The following is a 14,199-nucleotide window of genomic DNA, read 5'->3' on the forward strand; positions in this document are numbered from 1 at the left end:
AGTTGGTTTTACTGATGGGAACGCTGTCAGGACTGTTCGCGCCGGACCGTGTCGCCGTGGTCGGAGCGACCGACCGCGAGGGCTCGGTCGGGCGTGCGATACTGGAGAACCTCGGCGCGTTCGACGGCGACGTCGTCGCCGTGAACCCGAACCGCGAGGAGGTGCTCGGCTACCGCTGCTATCCGGACGTGGCGAGCGTGGGCGAGCCCGTCGACCTCGCGGTCGTGGTCGTACCACCGTCGGTCGCCAACCCGGTGGTGCGCGAGGCCGCCGAGGCCGGGGTCGAGAACGTCGTCGTCATCACCGCCGGGTTCAGCGAGACCGGCGCGGACGGTGCGTCGCGCGAGGGGGAGCTGAAGGCCGTCGCCGCGGAGTACGACCTCAACCTCGTCGGCCCGAACTGCCTCGGCGTGATGAACACGACCGTCGACATGAACGCGACGTTCGGCCCGGAGATGGCGCTACCGGGCTCGATGTCGTTGATGAGCCAGTCCGGGGCGTTCATCACGGCCGTCCTGGACTGGGCGGCCGACCAGGGCATCGGCTTCAAGGACGTCGTCTCGCTCGGCAACAAGGCCGTCCTCGACGAGACGGACTTCGTGCGCGAGTGGGGGGACGACCCGGACACCGACGTGGTGCTCGGCTACCTGGAGAGCGTACAGGACGGACAGGCCTTCCTCGAGGCCGCCCGAGAGACGACACAGGAGACTCCCGTGGCCGTCGTCAAGTCCGGTCGCACCGACGCTGGCGCGAAGGCGGCGTCGAGCCACACCGGGGCCATCGCCGGCAGCGAGGCCGCCTACGAGGCCGGCCTCGAACAGGCGGGCGTCCTCCGGGCCGACTCCGTGCAGGAGCTGTTCGACTCGGCGCGTGCGCTCTCGGGGTTGCCCCTGCCGGAGTCGGACGACGTGGCCGTCGTCACGAACGCCGGCGGCCCGGGCGTGATGGCGACGGACGCCATCGGCGACGCGACGCTCTCGCTCGCGAGCTTCACCGACGAGACGCTCGACACCTTCCGCGAGGTGCTGCCGGAGGAGGCGAACATCTACAACCCGGTCGACGTCATCGGTGACGCCTCCGTCGAGCGGTTCACCGCGGCCATCGACGCCGCACTCTCGGATTCGAACGTCTCGGCGGCGGTCGTCGTCAGCGCGCCGACCGCGGTGCTCGACTTCGAGGAGCTCGCCGAGGCGGTCGTCGAGGTGCAGGCGGACCACGGGAAACCGGTCGTCACGAGCCTGATGGGCGGCTCGCGCACCGAGCCCGCCGTCGAGAAGCTGCGCGCAGCGGGCATCCCGAACTACTTCGACCCGGCGCGCGCGGTCGACAGCATCGACGCGCTCGCCCGGCAGCGTCGCGTCACCGAGCGGGAGTACGTCGACCCGACCGAGTTCGACGTGGACCGCGAGGCCGCCCGCGACATCCTGCTGGAGGCGAAGGAGCGCGACGACAACCGCCTCGGCGTGGAGGCCATGGGACTGCTCGACGCCTACGGAATCCAGACGCCCGCGGGCGAGGTCGTCGACGAGCCGGGCGACGCCGTCGAGGTCGCGGAGGGGATCGACGGCCCGGTCGTGATGAAGATCGTCAGCCCGGACATCCTCCACAAGTCCGACATCGGCGGCGTGAAGATCGGCGTGGCGAACGAGGACGTCTACGACGCGTACGAGGACCTCGTCGCCCGGGCGACGAACTACCAGCCCGACGCGACCATCCTCGGCGTGCAGGTCCAGGAGATGGTCGACCTCGACGAGGGCACCGAGACCATCGTCGGCGTCAACCGCGACCCCCAGTTCGGTCCGCTCGTCCTCTTCGGCCTGGGCGGCATCTTCGTCGAGGTGCTGGAGGACACGACCCTGCGCGTCGCACCCGTCTCCGAACCGGAGGCCCGGGAGATGATAGACGAGGTGAAGGCCGCGCCGCTGCTCCGCGGGGCGCGGGGCCGGACGCCCGCCGACGTGGAGAGCATCATCGAGACCATCCAGCGGCTCTCACAGCTCGTCACCGACTTCCCCGCGATACTGGAACTGGACATCAACCCGCTCGTCGCCGGACCGGACGGCGTCGAGGCGGTCGACATCAGACTCACCGTGGACACCGATCAACTATGAACCCGTTACTCGTCACCGCGAACGCAGAGAGCACCGGCAAGACGGCGGTCACGCTCGCACTCGCCCAGGCGGCGCGCGAGCGGGGGACCGACGTCGGCTACATGAAACCCAAGGGCACGCGGCTCCAGTCGAACGTCGGCAAGACGCTCGACGAGGACCCGATGCTCGCCCGTGAGCTGCTCGGCCTCGACGCCGAGATGCACGAGCTCGAACCCGTCGTCTACTCGCCGACGTTCGTCCAGGAAGCCATCCGGGGCCGCGAGACGGCCGACGAGGTGCGCGCGCGTATCCGCGAGGCGTACGACGCGCTCGCCGCGGACCACGACCGGATGTTCGTCGAGGGGGGCGGACTGACCGCCGGCAGGATACTCGACATCGCCGACGGCGACGTGGCCGAGCTGCTCGATGCGACCGTCCTGCTGGTCTGTCCGTACGACGCCGTGACCGACGTCGACGACGTGCTCGCGGCGGCCGAGGACGTGGGCGACTCGCTCTCCGGTGTGCTGTTCAACCGCGTCTCGGAGTCGGCGTACGACCAGCTCCAGGACGACGTGGTGCCGTTCCTCGAAGGACGTGGTATCACCGTCCACGGCGTGCTCCCCCGCGAACAGGACCTCGCGGGTGTCACCGTCGGCGAACTGGCCGACGACATCGGTGCGAACGTGCTGACCGACGTGCCGACCGACGCGTTCGTCGAGCGCTTCAGCGTCGCCGCCATGGGCCCCGACGCCGCCCTCCGCGGTCTGCGACGGACGAAGGACACTGCCGTCATCACGGGTGGTGACCGCTCGGAGATCCACACCGCCGCGCTCGAAGCGCCGGGCGTGAAGTGCCTCATCCTCACCGGCGGCCACCGCCCCTCGGGCGCGGTGCTCGGGAAGGCTGCGGAGAAGGGGGTCCCCGTCATGGTCGTCAACTCGAACACCCTGACGACCATCGAGCGCGCCGAGGACGTGGTCCGCGTCGGCCGGACACGCGACGAGGAGACCGTGAACCGGATGGGCGAGCTGCTGGCCGGGCACGCCGACCTCGACGGCATCCTCGGCGACTGAGGTCACAACGTTTTTGAGAGCGCCACGCTCACGACAGACAGTGACACGGAAGGTGGGTGGTTGCTGATGCTGTCGGTCGAGACGTACTGGTTCGTCGTCCAGCTACTCTCGCTGGCCAACGTGCTGGTGCTGACGGTCGCGTTCTGCCTCTCGCTGGTCGCGATCCGCGGATTCGCGGGTGCGCCGATCAATCGGATGCTCATGCCTCTCCCGGTCGCGTTCGGCTGTTTCGTCCTCGTCAACATCCCCTGGGTGGTGTTCGGGGTGGCGAGACTCCCCGGGTACACGGTCGCGTACTCGGCCACGTTCTCCGTGGCCACGCTGGCCGTCGTCGTGGCCGCCGTCCGCGGGATGGTGCTGCTGACCGAACGGAGGGACCTCTGATGGTTCTCGAGGCACTCCTCGGGAACCCGCGGGCGGTCCTGAGCAGCGTCCAGATAGCCGCGCTGCTGGCGGCGACGGGCCTGCTGCTCTATCCCGTCGTCACCCACGCCGAGAACGTCGCCTACACCGAGGGACTGGTCGGGCTGGCGGTCGCGCTGTTGCTCTTGACCGTGTCTAACTGCGTCGGGCTACTCATCGACGCCGGCTTCGTGTCGTTCCTCGACAGCTCGGTGTTCGTCCGGAGCGTCGTCAATCTCGGAGCGAGCGTCTCCGCCACGGTCGGCATCTACTACTTCGCCAGGCAGTTCATCGACACCTCGCGCGACGAAGTCGCACCACGAGAGACCGGACACGAAGGAGGGTTCGAGGATGCCGACGACGACTGAGCGCGACCCGTTCGACCGGCTCACCCCCGGCACGCAGGCGCTGGTTCTCACGCCGTCGCTGCAGTCACCGCTCGCGACGCTCCCGACCGGGGCGTTCGAGAACCTGCTCGTCGTCTCGTCGACGCGCCCGCCGCGCAAGGTCGAGCAGTTCGTCCGTGACCGCGGTGGCGACCCGAACAAGGTCGGTGTCGTCCCCGTCTCGGGCTCCCCCGTCGACTACGACGGCCCGCTGTGGACTACCTCGGTCGTCCATCCGAACGACCTGACGGGCATTCACGACCGGTTCGACCGGGCGATGGTCCACGTCAAACCCGGCGATGGCTGGGTGGTGTTCGACAACGTGAACGTGCTGTTGATGTACGCCGAACGGGCCGCGGTCGGCCAGCTCGTCGACTCGATGGCGGCGACGACCCGCGAGCGGGCCGCCCGTGGCGTGTTCGCGCTCGTCCGGGACGCGGTCACCGACTCGACGTACGACCGGTTCGGGGACACGATGGACGTCGAACTCGACCGTCGGGACGGCTGAGCGAGAAACCCGACGTTACCACTCGTAGGGGTTGGTTTCTGCGACAAATGAACAGGGAAGAACCCTGTACGACGGTCGGCCCGGGCACGACCGACCGTCAAGGGCCGGATTGTCAGAGGCACCCCGGCACGTTCCTGTAGCGGATACGGACGTTTACACTCATCCCCTGGAAGAAGCAGCGGGTAATGAACCATAGTATAAAAGGTAAGCGGCTATTTATATACTCCGTCGTCGTCCCGAGCCGAACACTCAACAGGTGGGCGGACGAGCGGCCGAATGTGTTCCCCACCATCGCGTACCTCGACTGGATCACCGGTCGCCCCGAGGACGCCGAGCACGACCTCGGGTCCAGCGACCTCCGTGGGACCGCCGGCGAGCGTCGAGATCCCATCCCGGGGCGACTGGCAGGACTCTCGGAGCCGCCGGCGTCCGCGACCCTCGAGGAGCAGGTCGCGACGGAGTACGACGTCGACCGGTCGAACGTCCTCGTCACCGCCGGTGCCAGCATGGCGAACGTGCTCGCGACTGCGACGGCACTCGACGGCCACGAGAACGAGCAACCCCAGGTGCTCGTCGAGAAGCCCGGCTACGAGCCGCTCGTCGCCACGCCCCGTGCCTTCGGCGGGCAGATTCACCGGTTCGTCCGGCCCGCGGACGACGGCTACCGGCTCGACCCCGACCGTGTCGACGGTGCCCTCGTCGACGAGGCCTGTCTCGTCATCGCCACGAACCGGCACAACCCGTCCGGCCGGCTGTCGTCACGGGAGACGCTGGCCGCGACCGCCGAACGGGTCCGTGCCGCCGGCGGCCGGCTCCTCGTCGACGAGGTGTACGCTCCGTTCACGCTCGACCCAGCGGCGAAGGGCCTGGGCGGGCCGACCGCGGCCGGACTCGACGACGTGGTCGTGACGGGCTCCCTCACCAAGTTCTTCGGGTTCGGTGGGCTCCGCGTCGGCTGGCTCATCGCCGACGCGGCGTTCGTCGAGCGCGCCGAACGCGTCGCACACCACCTGCCCGCGCTCGCCCAGCCGAGCGTCTCGCTGGCACGGCGCGCGCTCCACCACGAGCAGCGACTGCTCGCCGGACAGCGCGACCTCGCGGCGACGAACCACGACCTGCTCGCGACGTTCGTCGACGACCGCGACGACCTCGACGGGACCGTCCACGACGACGCGACCTTCGCGCTGCTGGAGCCCACGACAGTGGACGGGGACGCCGTGGCCGAGGCCGCCTGGGACGAGGGCGTCCTCGTCGTTCCGGGGCGCTTCTTCGACGCCCCCGGCTGCGTGCGGGTCAGCCTCGGACGCAGCCCCGAGCACTGCGAGGCCGCACTGTCGGCGTTCGGGGCGGTGCTCGACGGGCTTCGCTGACGGGCCCGGGAACCTCGCGTATCGCGGTGTCACCTGCGTCTGACCAAGTTATAAGACCCGCCTCCACGACAGGAGGGATATGAACGGTACCCCACAGGAGATTACGGCCCTCGTCGGCCGGGAGGTCTACTCGAACAACGGCGTGTTCGTCGGCGAGATCGAGGACGTCCGGCTCGACGTCGAGAACGAGGTCGTCACCGGACTCGCGCTGGCGAACCTCAACCAGGAGCTGTTCAGCAACCGCATCGGCGACCACCGCGGCGTGCTCGTCCCCTACCGCTGGGTCCGCGCCGTCGGTGACGTGGTGCTCATCAACGACATCATCGAGCGTCTGAAGACACCGGACGAGGAAGAGGAAGTCGTCGCCTAGCTCCCGTTACTGGACTCGCCGCTCTCGACGCCCATCGCCTCGAACAGCTTGCGCTTGACCGCCTCCTCGGTGAGCGAGAGGAGCGTATCCCGGTTCTCGTCGTTCGTCTCGATGCCGGTGAAGATGCCCAGCGAGATCTCCGCGCTGGCCTGTGTGGAGTGCCCCGCCGCCTCGCCGATGCCGCCGTAGGCGTCCGAGAGCACCTTGCCGATGTTCATCCGGATGTCCTTCGAGCGCGCCGCCAGGAAGATGGTGTCGTCCGCGATGCCGAACACCGCCGTCGTCGTGATGCCCTCCAGATTCAGGAGGTGCTGGGCGGCCTGCGCGAGCGCCTCCCGGTCGCGGATGAACCCCGCGTTCGAGACCAGATGTGAGCCCTGCACCTCGCGGTTCTGGATGGCCTCGGCGAGCACGTCCAGCGTCTCCGGGCTCATCGACGGCGACTCGACCTGTTCGAGCAGGTCGTGGTTCGCGAAGGGGTAGAGGTACGCCGCGGCGGTGAGGTCCGCGGGCGTCGTGTCCCGCTTGAAGTCGAGTGTCTCCTCGCGGATGCCGTACAGCAGCGCCGTCGCGACGGCCTCGTCGACCTTCATGTCGAACTCCTGGATGTACTTCGTCATGATGGTCGACGTGGAGGAGACGTTCGGGCGTACGTCGACGAACGTCGCGTCCCACTCCTCGTCGGACTCGTAGTGGTCGATGACGATGTCGACCTCGATGTCGAACTCCTCGCCCCCCTTCGCGTGGTCGACGACCGCCATCGTGTCGTACTGGTCGCGGTCCTCGATGTCCGCCCAGTTCAGCAGTTCGATGCCGAGCAGGTTCACGAACGCCCGGCTCTCCTGATGGCCGATGTCGCCGAGATAGCAGATGTCCGCATCGACGCCGAGGTGCGAGGCGATGGCCTGTAGCGCGGCCGCGCTGGCGATGGAGTCCGGGTCGGGGCTCTCGTTGGTGAAGATGGCGACGCGGTCGTTCGCGTCGCGGAGCACCTCCGAGAGCTGGGTCGCGCGGTACTCCAGCTCGCCCGATTCGAGCGAGCGCATCGCCGCGTCGGCGATGACCGAGGACGGGTTGATGACCACGTCTGCCCCGAGCTCGGTGAGTTCGTCGCCCGAGACGGGGTCGGAGGCGCGGACGACGACGAACTGGTCGCCGTTTCGCTCCCGGATGTTCCCCACCGCCTCCTTGTTCGCCTCGATGTCCGAGGACATGATGAGGACCACGTCGCAGTCGTCGACCGCCTCCGCCGTTTCGGGGTCGCGGATGTCCGCCGTCTGGGCGTTGAGGTCCTGGTCGCGCAGCGCCTCGACGCGGCCCTCGTCCTTGTCGACGATGAGCACGTCCTTGCCCTGCTCCACCAGATCCTCGGCGACCGCGTGACCGACGCTCCCACAGCCGAGAATCGCGTATCTCGACATCGCAGCGATGCTGACCCCGGTACTCATGTACGCAACACCTTTGCCCGGGCACACTTAACGCTCCCGACCCTCGCCTCACGCGCCAGTCGCGTGCAGTCCCACGATTCCAGCGACGATGAGTCCCAGGAAACCCGCACGTACAAGCGTCGCCGGTTCGTCGAACAGCAGCACGCCGAGGATGGCCGTCCCGACCGCACCGATGCCGGTCCACACCGCGTACGCCGTCCCGACCGGCAGGCTCTCGATTGCCCGCGCAAGCAACAGCATGCTGATGGCGAGCGCGACGACTGTCAGCGCCGAGGGCACGGGCTTCGAGAACCCGTCTGAGTACTCCAGTCCGACCGCCCACGCGATCTCGAACAGGCCAGCGACGACGAGGATTCCCCAGGACATGCCTGTCGTCTGTCGCCCGACGACGTTACTGGTTGCGGTTCGAGGACGATGGGGCTCCCCTGGAATGAAAACCCTTTTTAACACTACCACGTAACGAACGAGTGCACTCGGGCCGGTAGCTCAGTTAGGCAGAGCGTCTGACTCTTAATCAGACGGTCATGGGTTCAATTCCCATCCGGCCCGCTTCTGCTCCGAACGCACGTGAGGAGCGAAGCGGCTACGATGGAGTTGAACCCGCTGAATCACAGCCCGCGCAGCGGAGCGAGCAGGACTGTCTCGGCACGGTTCAATTCCCATCCGGCCCCCTTCTCTCGCGGACCAGGTGCGCAGCGAGACGCGCCCGTGGTGCCCAGCAGATTACCAGCTTTCCCCCGGATGGTAGGCTTCAGGGACCACGTAGCGACCGAATAACAATATTCCGACCGGTCGCGCATCGCGTTGGGGGAGAATGAGCACCGACGAACACCAGGCCACGGGGGGAACCGTCGTCCAGCGGAACGAGGAGGTGTACCGGGAGACGGCCATGGTCGACCGGTACGACAGCTTCGGCGAGGACGGCTGGTTGACCGACCGGGAAGCCGCCATCGTCGACGAGCACTTCGCGGAGCCGGGCCGTGTCCTCGACGTCGGCTGTGGCACCGGCCGGACGTCCAGACCGCTCGCGGAACGTGGCCACGACGTGGTCGGTATCGACGTGAGCGATGAGATGGTCGCCCAGGCACGGGCACGCCATCCGGACCTGACGTTCGCGGTCGACGACGTGACCGATCTCGACTTCGCGGACGAGACGTTCGACTACGTCCTGTTCTCGTACTACGGACTGGACAGCATCTACCCAGAGTCCGGGCGCGAGCAGGCGATGCGGGAGCTCCATCGGTTGCTGAAACCGGGCGGCGTGTTCACGTTCAACTCGCACAACTGGTGGTACGTGCTCCCGGCGCTGCTGACCGACGCCGGATTCGACCACGTAACGGTGGTGGGAAAGCGCGGCTGGCCGCTCGTGAACTTCGAGATCAGTCACTACTACGTCGCCGAGAGAAGCTGACGCAGGCGCGTCGTTTCCCCGGACAGGACGGTGCACGAAACACCGTCGTATCAGTTCCTTTATCAGAGGGGCGGGCGAACGGCGAGTCGATATGGTCCACCGGTTCCTCCGAGTCGCCTGTATCTGCCTCGTGCTGCTGTCGTCGACGACACTCGCCGGCTGTCTCGACGACGCGGGCACCGACAACGACGCCGCGGCACCGGCGACGACGGTCGATGGGACCCCGACCCACACCAAGTCGGCGAGTCGGGCCGACGACCCCGACGGCGAGGCGGTCGTCGCGGCGTTCCGCGAGCGGCTGTCCTCGCTGGAGAGCTACGTCGCCACCCGCCGGACGAACGTCACGGTCGGGGAGAACGTCACCACGAGCGAGGTGCGCGTCTGGGTGCGAGTCGACGACCGGCAGCTCCGTCAGGTGGTCGTCGCACCCAAAGAGCGCGCCGGTACGGTGATGCTCCGCAACGAGAGTGGGATGACGATCTACGAGCCCGACGCCGAGCGGGTGACGACCTACCCGCAGTCGACTGACTCGGTCCCGATGATCGGCATGCCCGTCCGGTCGCTGCTGGAGCGGAGCACCGTCGAGTACGTCGGCACCGAGCAGCTCGACGGGGAGGTGCACTACAAGGTGCGGTTCGTCCCGAACGAGTCCATGGCCGGAAACGTCAGCCTCGTCGGCTGGCTCGACACCGAGACGTACTTCCCGGTGCGGCTGGCGTCGACATCTTCGGTCGGCGAGCGGTCCTACAGCTCGACGACGACCTTCGAGGACGTCGAACTCGACGTCGAGATTGACGACGACCGCTTCAGCCTCGACGTGCCCGGGGACGTCGAGTGGACGACGCACGAGACTCCCGCGGTGACGACGTTCGAGCGCGTCGAGCTGCTGCGGACGAACACCAGCCTCCAGGTCCCCGCCCCCGACGTTCCGACTGGCTTAGCGCTGGGGCAGGCGCAGCTGGCGGTCGGCTCGAACGAGCGGGCGACGCTGGTGTACACGAACGGGTCGGCGACCGTCCACGTGCTGGTCCGGAACGGCTCCACGGGTAGCAGTCCCCCCGAGGCCGAACCGGTCGACCTCGACGGCAGGACGGTCCAGTACACGGGTGGCGACACGGGTGGCTACGTCCAGTGGGAGTGCGGCGGACAGGCGTACATCGTCACCGGCTCGCTGCCCCGAGGCACGCTGCTGGAGGTCGCAGCGTCGATAAGTTGTTCCTGAGTGCGGTGTTCGCCACGGCCGGCTCGCCGATGGCTTGAAAGTCGACGCGCCCCGTGCATTCGTATGGTCCTCCGGCCGGTGAACCGTGGCCTTCGCTTCCTCCTCGAGGTGCTCGCGCTGCTCGCCATCGCGTACTGGGGGTTCGAGAGCGGTGATTCACTGCCTGTCAGCGTCGCGCTCGGACTCGCCGCGCCGCTTTCCGTCGCGGTCGTCTGGGGTGTGTTCGGGTCGCCACAGGCAGCGGTCCCGGTGTCCGACCGCGGGCGGCTGCTGCTGGAGGGACTCGTCTTCGGCGCGGCGACAGCGGGGTTGTACGCGGTCGGGCAGCCGATCCTGGCGGGGCTGTTCGCCGCGCTCGTGGTGGCCAATCACGCGTTCATGCGGCTCTGGGACCAGTGACCGCGCCGAGAGGTGCCGTGGTTTCAGTCCGCCGTCACCACCCGTTCGAACACACTCGTTCTGACGCTGAGACGGACGCGCCGGACGATGGGAATCGGTCCCACCAGTCGGATGCTCCGTCCATACTCCGCTCTCACTCGGAATCGCCGTCGGTGCGTCGAGCGCGACCCGTCGGCCGTCCGTAGAGCCGCCGAGCCAGCGAACCGAGCGCCTCGATGGTGACCTTGACGTAGAGCCCGACCAGGAAGGAGAGCCCGGCGACCTGTCGCGTCGAGGGGGAGTCGAGGAAGAAGCGCATCAACAGGTAGATGCCCGCGGCGAGCAGCGGTGCGGCGAGCAGGCGCAGGCCCGCACGACCCAGCTCCTCGGTCGTCTTCTCGAACTCGACGACGAGACTGGTGAACACGTACGCCAGCCCGCCGAGGCCGCCGTAGAGGTAGACGTACGGCGGAATGGCGGCCTCGGCCGAGGGGTCGAGCTCCGTGAACGCCGGGGCGACGACGCCGGTCGAGATGGCCAACCCCACGGCGGTCAGGACGACGAGGACCCCGGCGGTGACGATACCGGGTGTCGTCCGGTACCAGCGTTTCCCGAGCCAGCGACTCGTACGTGTCTCCCCTGGTGCAGCCTCTGTCGTCACGGTTCGTCCCCCGTCGGTCTGACCCTCGCTCTCGGGCTCCTCGGTAGCCATCGGCTATCCGATTCGGACCCCACCGACAAAAATCACGAGGCCGCGGAGGCGTCAGGACGCCGGTACGGCACGATGACAGGGACCGCCCGCTCAGCTCCCGTCGGGCTTGTAGTTCGGTGCCTCGTCGGTGATGAGCACGTCGTGTGCGTGGCTCTCGGTCTGGCCCGCCGACGAGACGCGCACGAACTCGGCACGCTCCTTGAACGCGGGGATGGTACCGGCACCGACGTAGCCCATACCGGACTGCATCCCACCGACGAGCTGGTGGAGCTCGGACTTCAGACTGCCCTTGTACGGCGTCGCGGCCTCGACACCCTCGGGGACGTACTCCTCGTCCTCGTCGTCCTCCTTGAGGTAGCGCTGGCTGTCGCCGGACTGCATCGCGCCGACGCTGCCCATGCCGCGGTACTGCTTGTACTTCTTGCCCTTCATCGTGACGACGCGTCCCGGTGCCTCGTCGGTGCCCGCGAAGTACGAACCGAGCATCACCGCGTCCGCGCCGGCCGCGATGGCCTTGATGGCGTCGCCGGAGTACCGGATGCCGCCGTCCGCGATGACGGGCACGTCGTGCTTCGCGGCGACGTCGGCGACCTGTGCGACCGCCGAGATCTGGGGCATCCCCGCGCCGGAGACGATCCGCGTCGTGCAGATGGAGCCCGGGCCGATGCCGACCTTGAGCCCGTCGGCGAAGTCCACGAGCGCCTCGGCCGCCTCACGGGTCCCGATGTTGCCGACGACGACGTCGGCGTCGACCTCGGCCTTGATCTCGCGGGCGCTGTCGACCACGTTCCGGTTGTGGGCGTGCGCGCAGTCGATGAACAGCACGTCTGCACCGGCCTCATCGGCGGCGACGGCGCGGTCGACCTCGAACGGGCCGACGGCGGCACCGGCGATGAGGCGTCCGTCCTCGTCGCGCGCCGCGTTGTCGTACTCGCGGCGCTGGAGGATGCCCTGCATCGTCACGAGGCCGATGAGCCTGTCGTCCTCGCCGACGATGGGGACGCGCTCGATCTTGTGCTCGTACATGAGTTCGAGCGCCTCGCGCGCCGTGATGCCCTTCTCTGCGGTGATGACCTCCTCGGTCATCGCCTCGCGCACGCTGTCCTGCTCGCCGACCTCGAGGTACGGCCGGATGTCCGTCCCGGAGATGATGCCGAGGACGACGCCGTCATCCCCGACGACGGGTGCGCCGTTGACGCCCTCGTGGTCCATCATCTCGTCGACCTCGCGGACCGTCTGCTCCGGCTTCGCGGTCACCACGTCGCGGATGATGAGCTCGTCGGCGCGCTTGACGCGCTCGATGTGCGCCGCCATCTCGTCGACGTCGAGGTTGCGGTGGATGACGCCGAGCCCGCCGTGACGAGCCATCGCGATACCCATACCGGCCTCGGTGACGGTGTCCATCGCCGCCGACAGCACCGGCACCGGCAGCTCGACGTGTTTCGTTACGCGCGATGTGAGGTCCGCGTCGTCCGGTTCGACCCGGCTCTCCTTCGGTCGGAGCAGCACGTCGTCGAACGTCAGTGCCTCCGGAACGTCGAGTTTGCCCGAGAACTGGCCGCTGCGTGGAGCGTCTTTCGCCATATAAACGGTCCGCACGATTCGCACAAAAACGTTCCGAGACGGTCGCTCCGTGGCGCGTGGTCGCACACCCGCCCGCCCCAGCGTGGTTCGACCATCCGGACACGACCGGCTCGTGAATGAACACCACACGGTGTCCTCCCCCGGTGAGCGAAACATCGTAGCTATATTCGCCCATCCACCGAAGATAGTTCGGGTATGGCTGCACTTGACACAGAATTCTTATTACCGTCACGCCCAGAGTGTCGTGCATGACCGCCGTCACGACGGACGGAGCACGCAACGGTGCCGAGCACAGCGACCACACCGGGTGCTCGTTTCCGTTCTTCCTCGTGGCAGCGACACGGCCCCTCGCAACCACGAAAGTCTGGTCCGGTGCCGACGCAGCACGCCACGATGACGTCGCTGCTACAGCCACGACGGACACCGGGCCGGCCACCACGACGAGGGTTACCGCGGCATGAGCCCGGCCACCCACCCCATCGCCGCCCGTCTCGAGGCTCTCGTCGGCGGCGACGCGAAGCTCCTCGCTACCGTCATGGGCCTCCCGCTCGTCGACGGCATCTTCCCTGCGCTCGTCCTCGCCGGCGCACTGGACGGCCCGCTGAACGTCCTCCAGGTCGGCCTGCTCGTCTTCGGCGGCAGCGCGACCGTCGCCGTCGTCCTCGCCGAGATGGACGGCACCCGACGCGAGACTGTGACGACCGTCGCTGCCGTCGGCATCGGCATCGTCGCCCTCGCAACCGTCGAGGCCGCCCTCGCACCCACCATCGAGAGCGTCCTCGACATCGCCACGTTCGAGCGCGCCGCCGCACTGGTCGTGCTCGCCGTCGCCGCCAAGACCGCGTCCGCTCGGGTCGGAGAGTACCTCCCCCGCCCCGCGGTCGTCGTCGGCCTCGGCCTCCTCGTGAGCCTCGACCTCTCCGACCCCCGGTTCGAGGTCGTCCTCGAACCGGAACTCGTCGCCGCCGCTGCCGCTGCCGCCGCCGTCGGTGCTGGTTTCGCGCTCGCCGTCGCCGTCGCCGGCCCCCACCTGCGTCGCCGCATGGACGTCGACCGCTTCCGCTTCGGCAGCGCGGTCGCCCTCGGCCTCCTCGCACTCTCCATCCTTGGGCTGCAGGTCGGCTCGGCCCCCCTCGCCGTCGTCGGCGTCGCCGCACTGTTCGCGCTCGAACCCGGCTGCGCCGACGACTGCCCGGACGAGCCCACCCGCGACTCGACCGCCCACGCCGAAGCCGCCGACTGACC

Annotated in this window: 16 protein-coding genes and 1 tRNA gene; 13 read left to right on the forward strand and 4 right to left on the reverse strand. The window is 68.3% G+C overall.

Annotated features, from left to right (window positions below):
• The first annotated feature begins 14 nt into the window (after positions 1-14).
• The 7 genes from NOW55_RS04475 to NOW55_RS04505 all read left to right on the forward strand — a co-directional run bounded on the left by NOW55_RS04475 (position 15) and on the right by NOW55_RS04505 (position 6,199).
• Positions 15-2,111, forward strand: coding sequence for an acetate--CoA ligase family protein (locus tag NOW55_RS04475; protein WP_256398878.1), 2,097 nt, complete (start codon positions 15-17; stop codon positions 2,109-2,111).
• Positions 2,108-3,163: a phosphotransacetylase family protein gene (locus NOW55_RS04480; RefSeq protein WP_256398879.1), complete on the forward strand. Its 1,056-nt coding sequence runs from the start codon at positions 2,108-2,110 to the stop codon at positions 3,161-3,163. Before NOW55_RS04475 ends, NOW55_RS04480 begins: the two co-directional genes overlap by 4 nt.
• 66 nt (positions 3,164-3,229) lie before the next feature.
• Positions 3,230-3,547 carry a hypothetical protein gene (locus NOW55_RS04485; RefSeq protein ID WP_256398880.1) on the forward strand — a complete coding sequence of 106 codons (318 nt, stop codon included), beginning with the start codon at positions 3,230-3,232 and terminating at the stop codon, positions 3,545-3,547.
• Positions 3,547-3,933: a hypothetical protein gene (locus NOW55_RS04490; RefSeq protein WP_256398881.1), complete on the forward strand. Its 387-nt coding sequence runs from the start codon at positions 3,547-3,549 to the stop codon at positions 3,931-3,933. Before NOW55_RS04485 ends, NOW55_RS04490 begins: the two co-directional genes overlap by 1 nt.
• The gene (locus tag NOW55_RS04495) at positions 3,917-4,459 is read left to right on the forward strand and encodes a DUF7504 family protein (RefSeq protein ID WP_256398882.1); all 543 of its coding nucleotides are present in this window, start codon (positions 3,917-3,919) and stop codon (positions 4,457-4,459) included. Before NOW55_RS04490 ends, NOW55_RS04495 begins: the two co-directional genes overlap by 17 nt.
• A gap of 278 nt (positions 4,460-4,737) precedes the next feature.
• Positions 4,738-5,829 carry a pyridoxal phosphate-dependent aminotransferase gene (locus NOW55_RS04500; RefSeq protein WP_256398883.1) on the forward strand — a complete coding sequence of 364 codons (1,092 nt, stop codon included), beginning with the start codon at positions 4,738-4,740 and terminating at the stop codon, positions 5,827-5,829.
• Positions 5,830-5,908: 79 nt separating this feature from the next.
• Positions 5,909-6,199 carry a PRC-barrel domain-containing protein gene (locus NOW55_RS04505; RefSeq protein WP_089732762.1) on the forward strand — a complete coding sequence of 97 codons (291 nt, stop codon included), beginning with the start codon at positions 5,909-5,911 and terminating at the stop codon, positions 6,197-6,199.
• On the opposite strand, the gene NOW55_RS04510 is transcribed toward NOW55_RS04505, so the two are convergent.
• Both NOW55_RS04510 and sugE read right to left on the reverse strand, forming a co-directional pair.
• Complete coding sequence (locus NOW55_RS04510; RefSeq protein ID WP_256398884.1) at positions 6,196-7,647, reverse strand: DHH family phosphoesterase; 1,452 nt, start codon at positions 7,645-7,647, stop codon at positions 6,196-6,198. The two genes, NOW55_RS04505 and NOW55_RS04510, sit on opposite strands and share 4 nt — an antisense overlap.
• A 48-nt stretch (positions 7,648-7,695) precedes the next feature.
• Positions 7,696-8,013, reverse strand: a complete 318-nt coding sequence (gene sugE / locus NOW55_RS04515; RefSeq protein WP_256398885.1) for a quaternary ammonium compound efflux SMR transporter SugE — start codon at positions 8,011-8,013, stop codon at positions 7,696-7,698.
• Between the two features lie 109 nt (positions 8,014-8,122).
• Between sugE and NOW55_RS04520 the strand changes: the two genes are divergently transcribed.
• From NOW55_RS04520 to NOW55_RS04535, 4 genes are all read left to right on the forward strand, one after another.
• Positions 8,123-8,196 (forward strand) — tRNA-Lys (locus tag NOW55_RS04520).
• Between the two features lie 265 nt (positions 8,197-8,461).
• Positions 8,462-9,058, forward strand: coding sequence for a class I SAM-dependent methyltransferase (locus NOW55_RS04525; protein WP_256398886.1), 597 nt, complete (start codon positions 8,462-8,464; stop codon positions 9,056-9,058).
• Between the two features lie 91 nt (positions 9,059-9,149).
• Positions 9,150-10,280, forward strand: coding sequence for a LolA family protein (locus tag NOW55_RS04530; RefSeq protein ID WP_256398887.1), 1,131 nt, complete (start codon positions 9,150-9,152; stop codon positions 10,278-10,280).
• 63 nt (positions 10,281-10,343) lie between these two features.
• Entirely contained in the window at positions 10,344-10,679 is a 336-nt protein-coding gene (locus NOW55_RS04535; protein ID WP_256398888.1) for a YrdB family protein, read from the forward strand.
• Positions 10,680-10,812: 133 nt separating this feature from the next.
• On the opposite strand, the gene NOW55_RS04540 is transcribed toward NOW55_RS04535, so the two are convergent.
• On the reverse strand, positions 10,813-11,370 hold the full coding sequence (locus tag NOW55_RS04540) for a hypothetical protein (protein ID WP_256398889.1): 558 nt from the start codon (positions 11,368-11,370) through the stop codon (positions 10,813-10,815).
• A 90-nt stretch (positions 11,371-11,460) separates the two neighbouring features.
• On the reverse strand, positions 11,461-12,954 hold the full coding sequence (guaB, locus tag NOW55_RS04545) for an IMP dehydrogenase (protein WP_256398890.1): 1,494 nt from the start codon (positions 12,952-12,954) through the stop codon (positions 11,461-11,463).
• A gap of 248 nt (positions 12,955-13,202) precedes the next feature.
• On the opposite strand from guaB, the gene NOW55_RS04550 reads away from it, so the two are divergent.
• A complete protein-coding gene (locus NOW55_RS04550; RefSeq protein WP_256398891.1) occupies positions 13,203-13,415 on the forward strand; it encodes a hypothetical protein in 213 nt (70 codons plus the stop codon).
• Positions 13,412-14,197: a DUF5794 domain-containing protein gene (locus tag NOW55_RS04555; RefSeq protein ID WP_256398892.1), complete on the forward strand. Its 786-nt coding sequence runs from the start codon at positions 13,412-13,414 to the stop codon at positions 14,195-14,197. Before NOW55_RS04550 ends, NOW55_RS04555 begins: the two co-directional genes overlap by 4 nt.
• Positions 14,198-14,199 lie beyond the last annotated feature (2 nt).

It is taken from the genome of Haloarchaeobius litoreus (genome assembly GCF_024495425.1).
GTDB lineage: Archaea > Halobacteriota > Halobacteria > Halobacteriales > Natrialbaceae > Haloarchaeobius > Haloarchaeobius litoreus.

What these genes read in the sequence shown, in the direction of transcription:
- NOW55_RS04475 (WP_256398878.1), top strand. Translation starts at nt 15, where the DNA reads ATGGGAACGCTGTCAGGACTGTTCGCGCCGGACCGTGTCGCCGTGGTC.
- NOW55_RS04480 (WP_256398879.1), top strand. Translation starts at nt 2,108, where the DNA reads ATGAACCCGTTACTCGTCACCGCGAACGCAGAGAGCACCGGCAAGACG.
- NOW55_RS04485 (WP_256398880.1), top strand. Translation starts at nt 3,230, where the DNA reads ATGCTGTCGGTCGAGACGTACTGGTTCGTCGTCCAGCTACTCTCGCTG.
- NOW55_RS04490 (WP_256398881.1), top strand. Translation starts at nt 3,547, where the DNA reads ATGGTTCTCGAGGCACTCCTCGGGAACCCGCGGGCGGTCCTGAGCAGC.
- NOW55_RS04495 (WP_256398882.1), top strand. Translation starts at nt 3,917, where the DNA reads ATGCCGACGACGACTGAGCGCGACCCGTTCGACCGGCTCACCCCCGGC.
- NOW55_RS04505 (WP_089732762.1), top strand. Translation starts at nt 5,909, where the DNA reads ATGAACGGTACCCCACAGGAGATTACGGCCCTCGTCGGCCGGGAGGTC.
- NOW55_RS04510 (WP_256398884.1), bottom strand. Translation starts at nt 7,647, where the DNA reads ATGAGTACCGGGGTCAGCATCGCTGCGATGTCGAGATACGCGATTCTC.
- sugE (WP_256398885.1), bottom strand. Translation starts at nt 8,013, where the DNA reads ATGTCCTGGGGAATCCTCGTCGTCGCTGGCCTGTTCGAGATCGCGTGG.
- NOW55_RS04525 (WP_256398886.1), top strand. Translation starts at nt 8,462, where the DNA reads ATGAGCACCGACGAACACCAGGCCACGGGGGGAACCGTCGTCCAGCGG.
- NOW55_RS04530 (WP_256398887.1), top strand. Translation starts at nt 9,150, where the DNA reads ATGGTCCACCGGTTCCTCCGAGTCGCCTGTATCTGCCTCGTGCTGCTG.
- NOW55_RS04535 (WP_256398888.1), top strand. Translation starts at nt 10,344, where the DNA reads ATGGTCCTCCGGCCGGTGAACCGTGGCCTTCGCTTCCTCCTCGAGGTG.
- NOW55_RS04540 (WP_256398889.1), bottom strand. Translation starts at nt 11,370, where the DNA reads ATGGCTACCGAGGAGCCCGAGAGCGAGGGTCAGACCGACGGGGGACGA.
- guaB (WP_256398890.1), bottom strand. Translation starts at nt 12,954, where the DNA reads ATGGCGAAAGACGCTCCACGCAGCGGCCAGTTCTCGGGCAAACTCGAC.
- NOW55_RS04550 (WP_256398891.1), top strand. Translation starts at nt 13,203, where the DNA reads ATGACCGCCGTCACGACGGACGGAGCACGCAACGGTGCCGAGCACAGC.
- NOW55_RS04555 (WP_256398892.1), top strand. Translation starts at nt 13,412, where the DNA reads ATGAGCCCGGCCACCCACCCCATCGCCGCCCGTCTCGAGGCTCTCGTC.